The following is an 11,048-nucleotide window of genomic DNA, read 5'->3' as shown; positions in this document are numbered from 1 at the left end:
GTCAAACACTTTTTTCAGCGTTTTCTCCGGCGGGATGAATCGCTTCACTCCCTGCTGAGCCGCTTGCGTTGCCGCTTTGCCGTCTCAGTGGATGCGCATTATAGGGATCCGATTTTTTTGCACAACCCCTTTTTTCGATCTTTTTAATCGACTGGCGAGTTTTCAATCTTTTCGCTGCGATCGCGAGCGATCCGCTCAAAATTCATCTTGTTTGCCCGCCTGATAAGCCGCAGGCTAGGGGGAAAAGTGCAAAAGGAGAACGATCATGTCTGTAGCCCTACGACCTTATAAGAACCATTTTCCACAAATCGGCGATCGCGTAATGATCGATCGCAGTAGCGTGGTGGTGGGTGAAGTGCAGCTCGCTGACGATGTCAGCATCTGGCCACTGGTGGCTATCCGCGGTGATGTGAACAAAGTCGTGATAGGTAAAAGAAGCAATATTCAGGACGGCAGCGTTTTACATGTCACGCACAAATCTACCAGCAACCCGGAAGGGCATCCTTTAGTGATTGGTGAAGACGTGACTGTCGGTCATAAAGCGATGCTGCACGGCTGTCATATCAGCGATCGCGTGCTGGTTGGCATGGGATCGATTTTGCTGGATGGTGTGTTTGTTGAAGAGGATGTCATGATTGGAGCGGGTAGTCTGGTTCCGCCGGGTAAAAGACTGAAGAGCGGCTATCTCTATTTAGGCAGCCCGGTTAAACAAATCCGCCCATTGAGTGAGGCGGAAATCGCAGGCCTGCTCTATTCATCGAGCAATTATGTTGGCTGGAAAGATGAATACCTCGCTCAGGAAAGCCAGATCCAACCTTGATCATCTATCTCATCCTGCCGGATAAGCGCTTCCGCTTCTTCTTCCAGATCCCAGCGATGCGCGCTAAACAGCGCCATCGCAGCACCCGTTCCAAATCGATCCTGTAATCCGTCGAGCTTGATAGCACAAGTTAACCCCATTCCTTGCACCAGCACCGGAAAGACGATCGTTCCTCGTCCCAACTTTCACGATCGGGAAAATGGATCGCCTGATTCACTCCTTCATGGCCTGCTTTAATTGAGCAATAACGGGGGTAATTTCTGGCATCACGCCATGCCACAGTTGGAAAGCATGCGCCGCCTGCCCCACCAGCATGCCCAATCCATCTGCCAGCTGACCCGCACCGTGCTGCTGACACCACAACAAGAATGGCGTCAGCCCTTGCTGATAGAACATGTCGTAGCAGCGTGTTTGCGGGGTGATCAATGAGTCTGGCAACGGCGGCACTTTACCCTCAACGCCACTGGAGGTTGCATTGATGATCAGATCAAATGCCTGGCCGGAGAGCTCAGCAAAGCTGCTCGCCTGGATATCCCCACTATGCTGGAAGATATCTGCCAATTCTTCAGCACGGGCAACCGTTCGGTTGACCACTACCACTGAACATCCAAAAGAAACCAGGGGGAGGATCACACCTCGAGCTGCACCACCGGCTCCCACCAGTAAAATGCGGTCACCAGAACGGATCAAATTCAATCGTTCCAGATCGCTTAGCAGGCCAATCCCATCGGTATTATCACCAAAGATCGAGCCATCTGCCTTTTTCTTTAAGGTGTTAACCGCCCCAGATAAGGCTGCACGTTCACTGAGTTCATCGGCCAGTTCCCACGCCTGTTGCTTAAATGGCAGTGTGACATTTGCACCTTTTCCACCGACAGTAAAAAAGTCGCTAATTGACTGAGGAAATCCCTCCAGCGGTGCACAAACCCGGCCATAGGTGTGCGCGATTCCTGTCTGCTCGGCAAAAAGGCTATGAATGAAAGGTGACTTACTGTGTGTAATGGGATGACCAAAAACGGCGAAATGTTCCATAAATTAACCCTGACGAATAAGTTCGCCGCTGATAACGTCGCGAATTTCAGAAGGATTTAACCGCCCGCCCGTTGCAGCATGCAACACGGGGAATTGAGCACCGAATTGCTGTGCAACTTCATCAGCATTGCGGCACGGCGCCTCGCCGGAGAGATTGGCGCTGGTAGACACCAATGGTTTGCCGAAGCCACGGCAAAGTGCCTGCACATCCGGATGATCACTAACGCGGATAGCCAGCGAATCGAAACGTCCTGTTAGCCAGCGTGGCGTATGCGGTGTTGTCGGAACCACATAAGTCACCGGCCCTGGCCAGCTAGCAAACATGCGCTCACGCTGTAGTATCGTGAGCTCACGATCGGCAATGTAGGGTTCCAGTTGCGCATAATCTGCTGCAATCAGGATAAGCCCTTTCTCAACCGGACGCTGTTTGAGCGCCAGTAAGGCCATGACGGCGCTTTCGCTATCGGGATCACAGCCTAAACCAAATACCGCTTCTGTTGGATAGGCAATAACCGCCTGCTGTTGTAATTGCTCGATGCAAAACTCGAGACTTCCGGGAACATACGCTTTTTGCTTCATGATCGTTCTTCGTCCTGGGCGATGAGCTTGCCACAGCGTTTGCTGGCGCATAAGCGCTTCATGCCTTGTGCGGTTTTTTTCTCTATTAATAAGGGAAACTGGCAATGCGGACAGATACCTTCAACAGGCGTTGCATTGATTGCAAACTGGCAATCGGGGTAACGGTCGCAGGAGTGAAAGGTTTTGCCATAGCGAGAACGGCGCTGAACCAGCTTTCCGTTCTGACATTGGGGACAGGCAATCGCGGTCTCGTCGGGCTTATCGATGGTTTCTGTGTAATCACATTCAGGATAGTGGCTACAACCAACAAACATCCCAAATCGCCCCTGACGCAGAACTTTATCTGCGCCACACTGAGGACACACGTGCCCTTCCAGCACTTTAACGATTTGCCCATCGGCCTGATTTTTCAGGGGACGAACATAATCACAGGTTGGATAATTCACACAGCCAAGAAACGGGCCGTGTTTACCACTGCGTATCACTAAATCTGCCCCGCAAGCGGGGCAGGGATCGTGTTTACGCACAGAAAATAGTGCTGGTTTACTCATATTTCCGGATGCATTAATCGCAAATTAATGCAGCATACCTTCATTGACGTCGAATAACAGTTCTTCCATCTGCTGATAAGCGTTTTCACATCCAGGGATGTTAAACAGCACCATCAGCACCACCCATTTAAGATCTTCAAGATCGAATTCCTGAGTATCAAGAGCCGTGACCCGTTCGATGACCATCTCGCGCGTTTCCATATTCAGCACCTGAACTTGTTCCAGGAACAAAATAAAACCGCGACAATCAGCATCAAGACGCTGGCATTCCTCGTCCGTATAAATTCGCATTGAGAGCGGGTCGGCAGCCAATTGTACTGGCGCGACCAGACCATCCTGATAGTCCGCTAAACGTTCAAGCCAATTCAACGCATTGTAGATATCTTCACGATGAAAACCCGCATCGGCCAAATCATCGGTCAATTTATCCTGGTCAACACGCATTTCAGCTTCGTTGTGGATATAGGTCTCAAACAAGTACATAAGTACGTCGAACATGGCATGCCCTCCTCAATCGGACATAGCCGCCGGGTACAGCTGCGATCCATCCTGCTAACTCCAGCTCCAGCAACTGGGCTGCGATAACTGGCACAGGTTGGCCGGCACGTTCAGCGACGACGTCAACAGGTGTAACCTCATCACCTACGTTAGCCAACACGCTTGCAAATGGCAATGGAACATCGTCACTGTCTTGTGAATATATTGTTTCTGAAGTGGTTGCCGGCAGCCATTGCAAATTGGAATGCAAATCTTCAAGGATGTTATTTGGATGTGCAACCAACAGTGCTCCCTGCTGAATCAACCAATGCGTACCTTCACTGCCATCATTACCCAATGCTCCGGGTAACGCATAAACATTGCGATTTTGTTCCAGCGCGCAGCGAGCCGTGACCAGCGAACCGCTTTTCAGTGAAGCCTCAACGACCAGCACTCCCTGGCTCAACCCACTGATGATGCGGTTACGGCGCGGAAAATTAACAGCATGTGGTGCCATATCAAGAGGAAATTCAGAGACTAAAGCCCCTTCGTTATCCATGATCGCCTGCGCCAGCGACTGATGGCTTTTGGGGTAGATATGTTGCAAGCCGCTGCCCAGCACTGCGATTGTTTTACCACTTGCGTCCAAGGCTGCACGGTGTGCAACGCCATCAATACCGCGAGCCAGTCCGCTAGTGATGGTCAACCCACTGAGTGCAAGTTGCTGTGTAAACCATGTGCCCCACTCTTTGCCATAGTGGGAACAGTGCCGACTGCCCACCACAGCTAATTGCGGTGTCTGCAAAACGGAGAGGTGTCCAGCTACATAGAGCAATGAGGGGCGTTGACTGATTTCAGCCAGGGGGCCAGGATAATCAGCATCTATGCAGGAGACTAAATGATGATGAGGTTGACCCAGCCACTGTAACGTGCGCGCCAGTTGCCGTGGGCAATAATTGTTAAACTGTTGGCGCTGCAATTCATTCAAACCATGGCTGTGCAGTAATTCGTCATCGACGGCGGCACCGTTTTGCAAATTCCGCGCGAGATTCACTACGCGATGCCGGCGCAGGCCTTTAACATTTGCCAGCCGGAGTATCCCTTCCACTCGCTCCACGCGTCCCTCCTTAAGCCTGCTCACATGCGGTGCAATGCTGTCAATCAGGCCACAAAAAGTCTACAATATGAGGTAGTAATCTTTTCTTTAACGCATACAGATCTGGATATTTATGTCAGTTTTGCAGGTATTACATTTCCCTGATGATCGCCTTCGCAAAATCGCTGCGCCGGTGGCTACCGTAAACGCAGACGTTCAGCGCATTGTCGATGACATGTTTGAAACCATGTACGCCGAAGAAGGCATTGGCTTAGCGGCCACTCAGGTCGACATTCATCAACGCATCATTGTTATCGATGTTTCTGAAAATCGAGACGAACGTCTGGTGTTGATTAACCCGGAACTGCTGGAAAAAAGCGGTGAAACCGGCATTGAAGAGGGTTGCCTCTCAATCCCTGAACAACGTGCCTTTGTGCCGCGTGCGGAATGGGTCAAAGTCCGTGCGCAGGATCGTGACGGTAAAAGTTTTGAGTTGGAAACGGATGGTCTGCTGGCAATTTGCATTCAGCATGAAATCGACCACCTGGATGGCAAGCTGTTTATCGATTATCTGTCGCCGCTCAAGCGTCAGCGCATTAAACAGAAACTGGAAAAGCTGGCCCGCATGAATGCACGCGAAGCCTGAGTACTAACAGAAGGTTAAACTGTGTCTGCATCGCTAAAAATTATCTTTGCCGGTACACCTGACTTTGCAGCGCGTCATCTCGACGCGCTGCTTGCTTCTGAGCATCAGGTGGTTGGCGTATTTACTCAGCCCGATCGTCCATCGGGGCGAGGTAATAAACTCACTCCAGGTCCCGTCAAAGTGCTGGCGCAGTCACACGATGTTCCTGTGTTTCAGCCGAAATCGCTAAAACCTGAAGAGAACCAACAACTGGTCGCGGATTTGCAAGCCGATATCATGGTCGTGGTGGCTTATGGCCTGATTCTGCCGAAGGCCGTTCTTGATATGCCGCGACTCGGCTGCATCAATGTCCATGGTTCACTCCTGCCACGCTGGCGCGGTGCGGCACCTATTCAACGTTCGCTCTGGGCTGGCGACCGCGAAACCGGCGTGACCATCATGCAGATGGATGTGGGTCTGGATACGGGTGACATGCTGCATAAGCTCTCCTGCCCTATCACGCCTGAAGACACCAGCGCATCACTGTATGACAAACTGGCCGAGCTTGGGCCACAAGGCATGCTGGATACACTCGACCTGCTCGCTAGCGGCAAAGCGCAACCGGAAGTGCAGGATGAAGCACTGGTTTCTTACGCTGAAAAGTTGAGCAAAGAAGAGGCGCGTCTTGATTGGTCACTTTCTGCTGTACAGCTTGAGCGCTGCATTCGCGCCTTCAATCCCTGGCCGGTGAGTTTCTTCCTGATCGAGGATCAGCCCGTCAAAGTGTGGCAGGCTAGCGTTTTACCTCATCAGAACAAACGGCCGGGCGAAATCATCCATGCTGATAAAAATGGTATTCAGATTGCCACCGCTGACGGCGTACTCAATCTACTTTCGCTGCAGCCTGCGGGTAAGAAAGCCATGTCCGCGCAAGATCTGCTGAATTCGCGTCGTGAATGGTTTGCCACTGGCACCCTTCTGGCCTGATCTCCAGCCCGGTTTAACCGGGCTTTTTGTTTGATGAATGAATATGAAAAAAGCAACTAACCTGCGTAGCCTTGCCGCGCAACTCATTGAACGCGTGGTAGATAAAGGTGAATCACTCAGTGCCATTCTGCCTGGCGCGCAAAAAACATTGGCTGATAAAGATGGCGCGCTGTTGCAGGAACTCTGCTTTGGCGTAATGCGCACTTTGCCGCAGCTGGAAGCGCTGATTGGCAAACTGATGGAGCGCACGCTAACGGGTAAGCAGCGCGTGCTGCACTACCTGATCATGGTTGGTTTGTATCAGTTGCTGTACACGCGCGTGCCAGCACATGCCGCACTGGCCGAAACGGTTGCAGGTGCAGAAGTGCTAAAACGCACGGCGCTGAAGGGATTGATTAATGGCGTGCTACGTCAGTTCCAGCGTCAGCAAGACACGCTGCTTGTTGAAGTGGATCAAGGCCCGCAGCGCTACTGGCATCCCGGTTGGTTACTCAAACGTTTGCAGACCGCCTGGCCAGATCGTTGGGAGCAGATCGTTGACGCCAATAATCAGCGTCCACCGATGTGGTTGCGCGTCAATCGTCAGCATCATAGCCGCGATGCGTGGCTAAGCCTGTTGCAGGCTGAAGATAAAGCAGCTTTTCCCGCCGATGCGCCGGATGCTCTGCGTCTTGAATCCCCTGCCCCCGTCAGTCAGTTACCGGGCTTCGATCAAGGGTGGGTGACAGTACAGGATTTATCTGCACAGCGCTGTGCTCTGCTGCTTGAGCCACAAAATAATGAAACCATTCTGGATCTCTGCGCAGCACCTGGCGGCAAAACCACGCATATTCTGGAAATCGCCCCTCAGGCAAACGTGCTGGCCGTGGATATTGATCAACAACGTTTGACTCGCGTGCATGAAAATCTGCAGCGCCTAGGCATGCAAGCCGAGGTCCGCCAGGGCGATGGCCGGACACCTGCAGAGTGGTGCGGCGACCAGCAATTTGACCGTATCCTGCTGGATGCACCTTGTTCTGCAACCGGTGTAATTCGACGTCACCCTGATATCAAGTGGTTGCGCCGTGATCGTGATATCCCAGAGCTGGCTACACTGCAGCGCGAAATCCTCAATGCAGTTTGGCCACGTTTGAAATCCGGCGGCACGATGATTTACGCGACCTGCTCGATCCTGCCCGAAGAAAACCATCAGCAGATCGCGGCCTTTCTGGCTGAGCACGATGATGCTGTCGCTGAGCAGCTGCCCGAAGGCCAAATCAATGGGTGGCAAGTCTTCCCGAGCGTTGATGGCGGTGACGGATTCTTTTACGCTAAATTAATAAAAAAATAGCGCGGCGCATTCTGACAAGAGCGATTCAACGATGAAAATTATTATCCTCGGCGCCGGGCAGGTTGGCGGCACGCTTGCTGAAAACCTGGTGGGCGAAAATAACGACATCACGGTTGTAGATACGGATGCCACCCGTCTGCGCGCGTTGCAGGACAAATTTGACCTGCGCGTAGTGCACGGCCATGGTTCCCATCCACGTATATTGCGTGAAGCCGGCGCTGAAGATGCCGATATGCTGGTTGCTGTCACCAATTCCGACGAAACCAACATGATTGCCTGTCAGATTGCCTATTCGCTCTTCAATACACCGAACCGAATTGCCCGTATTCGCGCGGCGGAATATTTGCGGGATGCCGAAAAGCTGTTTGTACCGGAAGCTGTGCCGATCGATCATTTGATTTCACCGGAACAGTTGGTGATCGACAACATCTATCGCCTGATTCAGTATCCTGGCGCATTGCAGGTAGTTAACTTTGCCGAAGGAAAAGTGAGCCTTGCGGTAGTTAAAGCCTATTACGGTGGGCCTCTGGTCGGTAACCCGTTGTCCATTTTGCGTGAACATATGCCGCATATCGATACACGCGTAGCGGCTATTTTCCGTCAGGACCGCCCTATTCGCCCCCAGGGTTCAACGATTGTCGAAGCAGGCGATGAAGTCTTCTTTATTGCCGCAAGCCAGCATATACGCGCGGTAATGAGCGAAATGCAGCGCCTGGAGAAACCCTACAAGCGCATTATGCTGGTCGGCGGCGGCAACATCGGTTTTGGTTTGGCCCAGCGGTTGGAAAAACAGTACAGCGTGAAGTTGATTGAACGTAATCAACAACGCGCAGCAGAACTGGCTGAACGTCTGCACGACACCGTGGTGTTTTATGGTGATGCTTCAGATCAGGAATTGCTCGCCGAAGAACATGTTGATCAGGTGGATCTTTTCATCGCCGTCACCAATGACGACGAAGCCAACATTATGTCGGCCATGCTCGCAAAGAAGATGGGAGCGAAAAAGGTCATGGTTTTGATCCAGCGTCGTGCTTATGTCGATCTGGTTCAGGGTAGCGTGATCGATATTGCCATCTCTCCGCAGCAGGCCACCATTTCCGCCCTGCTTGGTCACGTGCGCAAGGCAGATATTGTTGGCGTCTCCTCACTGCGACGCGGTATTGCCGAAGCTATCGAAGCTATCGCACACGGGGAAGAGACCACGTCCCGCGTGGTGGGCCGTTTAATTGAAGATATTAAACTGCCGCCAGGTACGATAATCGGTGCCGTCGTACGTGGTGATGAAGTCATCATCGCGAATGACAATGTGCGTATTGAGCAGGGCGACCATGTCATTATGTTCCTGACAGATAAGAAGTTTGTCCCCGATGTTGAACGTCTCTTCCAGCCAAGTCCTTTCTTCCTCTAAATCGCCGCGGGCGTTTGCCCGCCGTGATAATTTTGCTTAATCCGCTGTTATCATGGCAATTGCACAAAGGTTTGTTAGACTTTAGCCATTGGCCAAGGCAAGGAGATAACAATGAGTTTATTCAAAGAGTTTCGTGATTTTGCAATGCGTGGGAACGTGGTTGATTTGGCAGTCGGTGTGATTATCGGTGCCGCTTTCGGCAAGATTGTTTCATCACTGGTCGCGAATATCATCATGCCACCACTGGGATTACTGATTGGCGGAGTCGATTTTAAACAGTTTAAGTGGGTCCTAAAACCGGCCGAGGGTGATGTACCTGCTGTCGTGATGGAATACGGTAACTTTATTCAAACCATTTTTGACTTTGTAATCGTTGCCTTTGCCATCTTTATGGCCATCAAGTTGATGAACAAGTTGTATCAGAAGAAAGAAGTTGAAAAACCAGCGCCAAAACCAACCAACGAAGAAGTGTTGCTCACTGAAATTCGCGATCTGTTGAAACAGCAGAACAGCGATAAATTGTGATAAAAAAGCCGCCATGTCCAGGCGGCTTTTTTGTCTGTAAAGCAGAAGGCCAGTGATAAACTTTTCTGCTTATCACTGGCCTCCCAGTTTCTACCCTTCGCATGTTTATCTTTACGTCGGTAGCTGCCTTTCCCTTTCTGATTCTGTTCAACTCGCTGACGAAACAGCGGATCATGTAACAGTGCCTCCAAAGCGTTATCGTTAATCTTGCCTTTGCGATGCTGATAGCGACTCATAGTGTCCTCCGGTTAATAATGGCGCAACTATAGGCTTTCCTGCGTGAAATTCAATCCTTGCTACAACAAATTTCCACCTGCGGCTCTTCACCTTTTTCCAGCGCTTCAAGGATAGAACAGCAGGCGCTGCTATGTAGTTCCCCGCAACAGGTCGCGGCTAAACGTTCTAGTGAGCGCTGAATGGTTTGCAACTCGGTAATCATACTATTCACTTCATCCAGACGTCTGGCTACGATCGCTTTGGACTCCTGGCAGGTATGGTGTTCGGGATCGATACGGATCGATAATAAACCGCGGATCGAATCCAGGCTAAAACCGAGCTGACGCCCATAGCGAATGAAGCGCAAGCGCTGAAGATCATCATCGTTATAGAGACGGAAGCCGCCTTCAGTACGAATCTCATGATCCATCATTTGCTGCTTTTCATAAAAACGTATGGTGTCAGGTGTGACGTCCGCAAGTTTAGCCAGCTGGCCAATTTTATACATGTTACTTCTCCTGCAATAGACGATGCCGAACGGGCCCGCCATATTCACCACGTAAAAAATCTGTGCTCATACCGGCCTGCTGTAACTTCATCTCCAGCAGGGTTAATCTTTTATTGAGTTCACTGGCTTGATGATCGTCAGGATCCAAATGCTGTAAAAGATCGTTGAGTTGCACAGCTTCGCGGCGCATTTCAAGTTCAGGGGGTAAAAAACCTGAGTTTTTCAGCAGTCGATATGCCGTGCGTAACTCTGGCGGCACGCCACTTTCGTCTTCGAGCTGCAAAGGTGCACCTTCACCAGGTAGATTACTCAGTTCACCTTTTTCCTGCGCGGCGCGTATCTGCTGCTCTACCAGCTGGTCAATTAACCACATAATGAACCTCTGCGACTGACAACAGCGTTCAGCATAGCGAAAGATGGGGGAGATGGGGAATTGGAGGCAATAAAAAACCCGCCGAAGCGGGTTTTCTACGTTACTGCAAATTACTCTGCAGCAGCTTCTGCTTGAGCTTCTGGACGATCAACCAGCTCGATGTAAGCCATCGGAGCGTTGTCACCAGCACGGAAGCCACACTTCAGAATACGAGTGTAACCACCGGCACGGCTCGCGAAACGCGGGCCCAGCTCGTTAAACAGTTTTGCCACGATCTCGTTATCACGAGTGCGGGCGAATGCCAGACGACGATTAGCTACGCTGTCGGTCTTGGCAAGAGTAATCAGCGGCTCAACTACGCGACGCAGTTCTTTGGCTTTCGGCAGAGTCGTTTTGATGATCTCGTGACGAACCAGAGAACCGGCCATGTTGCGGAACATAGCCTGACGATGGCTGCTGTTGCGGTTCAGTTGACGACCACTCTTACGATGGCGCATGACCTTATCCTTCTCAGTGAAACC

The 11,048-nt window shown here is 51.3% G+C and carries 14 protein-coding genes and 2 pseudogenes; 6 read left to right on the top strand and 10 right to left on the bottom strand.

What is annotated here, in order from left to right:
- Nucleotides 1-265 precede the first annotated feature (265 nt).
- On the top strand, nucleotides 266-820 hold the full coding sequence (locus VI01_RS24260) for a gamma carbonic anhydrase family protein (protein WP_045816961.1): 555 nt from the start codon (nucleotides 266-268) through the stop codon (nucleotides 818-820).
- On the opposite strand, the pseudogene VI01_RS25145 reads toward VI01_RS24260, so the two are convergent.
- The 6 genes and pseudogenes from VI01_RS25145 to dprA all read right to left on the bottom strand — a co-directional run bounded on the left by VI01_RS25145 (nucleotide 796) and on the right by dprA (nucleotide 4,576).
- Nucleotides 796-1,037 (bottom strand): annotated as a pseudogene (locus VI01_RS25145) (DUF1488 domain-containing protein). The gene VI01_RS24260 and the pseudogene VI01_RS25145 sit on opposite strands and share 25 nt — an antisense overlap.
- Entirely contained in the window at nucleotides 1,034-1,852 is an 819-nt protein-coding gene (aroE, locus tag VI01_RS24255; protein WP_045816960.1) for a shikimate dehydrogenase, read from the bottom strand. The pseudogene VI01_RS25145 and the gene aroE overlap by 4 nt, the downstream one beginning before the upstream one ends.
- A 3-nt stretch (nucleotides 1,853-1,855) precedes the next feature.
- A complete protein-coding gene (gene tsaC, locus VI01_RS24250) occupies nucleotides 1,856-2,431 on the bottom strand; it encodes an L-threonylcarbamoyladenylate synthase type 1 TsaC (RefSeq protein WP_045816959.1) in 576 nt (191 codons plus the stop codon).
- Complete coding sequence (locus VI01_RS25140) at nucleotides 2,428-2,982, bottom strand: type I DNA topoisomerase (RefSeq protein ID WP_075564135.1); 555 nt, start codon at nucleotides 2,980-2,982, stop codon at nucleotides 2,428-2,430. Before VI01_RS25140 ends, tsaC begins: the two co-directional genes overlap by 4 nt.
- 24 nt (nucleotides 2,983-3,006) lie before the next feature.
- Nucleotides 3,007-3,480 (bottom strand): DUF494 family protein Smg, encoded by a 474-nt coding sequence (smg, locus tag VI01_RS24240; RefSeq protein ID WP_034830723.1) that lies wholly within the window; start codon nucleotides 3,478-3,480, stop codon nucleotides 3,007-3,009.
- Nucleotides 3,452-4,576, bottom strand: coding sequence for a DNA-protecting protein DprA (gene dprA, locus VI01_RS24235; RefSeq protein WP_045816958.1), 1,125 nt, complete (start codon nucleotides 4,574-4,576; stop codon nucleotides 3,452-3,454). Before dprA ends, smg begins: the two co-directional genes overlap by 29 nt.
- Nucleotides 4,577-4,688: 112 nt before the next feature.
- On the opposite strand from dprA, the gene def reads away from it, so the two are divergent.
- From def to mscL, 5 genes are all read left to right on the top strand, one after another.
- Nucleotides 4,689-5,201, top strand: coding sequence for a peptide deformylase (gene def, locus VI01_RS24230; protein ID WP_034830726.1), 513 nt, complete (start codon nucleotides 4,689-4,691; stop codon nucleotides 5,199-5,201).
- 21 nt (nucleotides 5,202-5,222) lie between these two features.
- On the top strand, nucleotides 5,223-6,167 hold the full coding sequence (gene fmt / locus VI01_RS24225; RefSeq protein WP_038644343.1) for a methionyl-tRNA formyltransferase: 945 nt from the start codon (nucleotides 5,223-5,225) through the stop codon (nucleotides 6,165-6,167).
- Between the two features lie 43 nt (nucleotides 6,168-6,210).
- Nucleotides 6,211-7,497: a 16S rRNA (cytosine(967)-C(5))-methyltransferase RsmB gene (gene rsmB / locus VI01_RS24220; protein ID WP_045816957.1), complete on the top strand. Its 1,287-nt coding sequence runs from the start codon at nucleotides 6,211-6,213 to the stop codon at nucleotides 7,495-7,497.
- A gap of 31 nt (nucleotides 7,498-7,528) precedes the next feature.
- On the top strand, nucleotides 7,529-8,905 hold the full coding sequence (gene trkA / locus VI01_RS24215) for a Trk system potassium transporter TrkA (protein WP_038644340.1): 1,377 nt from the start codon (nucleotides 7,529-7,531) through the stop codon (nucleotides 8,903-8,905).
- 111 nt (nucleotides 8,906-9,016) lie between these two features.
- Nucleotides 9,017-9,430, top strand: a complete 414-nt coding sequence (gene mscL / locus VI01_RS24210) for a large-conductance mechanosensitive channel protein MscL (RefSeq protein WP_034830732.1) — start codon at nucleotides 9,017-9,019, stop codon at nucleotides 9,428-9,430.
- Nucleotides 9,431-9,468: 38 nt separating this feature from the next.
- Here mscL and VI01_RS25990 read toward each other — a convergent pair.
- The 4 genes and pseudogenes from VI01_RS25990 to rplQ all read right to left on the bottom strand — a co-directional run.
- Nucleotides 9,469-9,666: pseudogene (locus VI01_RS25990) on the bottom strand (alternative ribosome-rescue factor A); the annotation flags it as partial.
- 50 nt (nucleotides 9,667-9,716) lie between these two features.
- Nucleotides 9,717-10,154 (bottom strand): Zn(2+)-responsive transcriptional regulator, encoded by a 438-nt coding sequence (gene zntR / locus VI01_RS24205; RefSeq protein WP_045816956.1) that lies wholly within the window; start codon nucleotides 10,152-10,154, stop codon nucleotides 9,717-9,719.
- A gap of 1 nt (nucleotide 10,155) precedes the next feature.
- Nucleotides 10,156-10,527, bottom strand: coding sequence for a DUF1992 domain-containing protein (locus VI01_RS24200; RefSeq protein WP_045816955.1), 372 nt, complete (start codon nucleotides 10,525-10,527; stop codon nucleotides 10,156-10,158).
- Between the two features lie 110 nt (nucleotides 10,528-10,637).
- On the bottom strand, nucleotides 10,638-11,024 hold the full coding sequence (rplQ, locus tag VI01_RS24195; RefSeq protein ID WP_003850180.1) for a 50S ribosomal protein L17: 387 nt from the start codon (nucleotides 11,022-11,024) through the stop codon (nucleotides 10,638-10,640).
- Between the last annotated feature and the right edge of the window lie 24 nt (nucleotides 11,025-11,048).

The organism is Pantoea sp. SM3, from assembly GCF_000963995.1.
Taxonomy (GTDB): Bacteria; Pseudomonadota; Gammaproteobacteria; order Enterobacterales; family Enterobacteriaceae; genus Pantoea; species Pantoea rwandensis_B.
This window is presented reverse-complemented; position numbering and strand designations above follow the sequence as displayed.

Bases quoted from the DNA above. Each gene is read 5' to 3' on its own strand.
- VI01_RS24260 (WP_045816961.1), top strand. From the start codon at position 266: ATGTCTGTAGCCCTACGACCTTATAAGAACCATTTTCCACAAATCGGC.
- aroE (WP_045816960.1), bottom strand. From the start codon at position 1,852: ATGGAACATTTCGCCGTTTTTGGTCATCCCATTACACACAGTAAGTCA.
- tsaC (WP_045816959.1), bottom strand. From the start codon at position 2,431: ATGAAGCAAAAAGCGTATGTTCCCGGAAGTCTCGAGTTTTGCATCGAG.
- VI01_RS25140 (WP_075564135.1), bottom strand. From the start codon at position 2,982: ATGAGTAAACCAGCACTATTTTCTGTGCGTAAACACGATCCCTGCCCC.
- smg (WP_034830723.1), bottom strand. From the start codon at position 3,480: ATGTTCGACGTACTTATGTACTTGTTTGAGACCTATATCCACAACGAA.
- def (WP_034830726.1), top strand. From the start codon at position 4,689: ATGTCAGTTTTGCAGGTATTACATTTCCCTGATGATCGCCTTCGCAAA.
- rsmB (WP_045816957.1), top strand. From the start codon at position 6,211: ATGAAAAAAGCAACTAACCTGCGTAGCCTTGCCGCGCAACTCATTGAA.
- trkA (WP_038644340.1), top strand. From the start codon at position 7,529: ATGAAAATTATTATCCTCGGCGCCGGGCAGGTTGGCGGCACGCTTGCT.
- mscL (WP_034830732.1), top strand. From the start codon at position 9,017: ATGAGTTTATTCAAAGAGTTTCGTGATTTTGCAATGCGTGGGAACGTG.
- zntR (WP_045816956.1), bottom strand. From the start codon at position 10,154: ATGTATAAAATTGGCCAGCTGGCTAAACTTGCGGACGTCACACCTGAC.
- VI01_RS24200 (WP_045816955.1), bottom strand. From the start codon at position 10,527: ATGTGGTTAATTGACCAGCTGGTAGAGCAGCAGATACGCGCCGCGCAG.
- rplQ (WP_003850180.1), bottom strand. From the start codon at position 11,024: ATGCGCCATCGTAAGAGTGGTCGTCAACTGAACCGCAACAGCAGCCAT.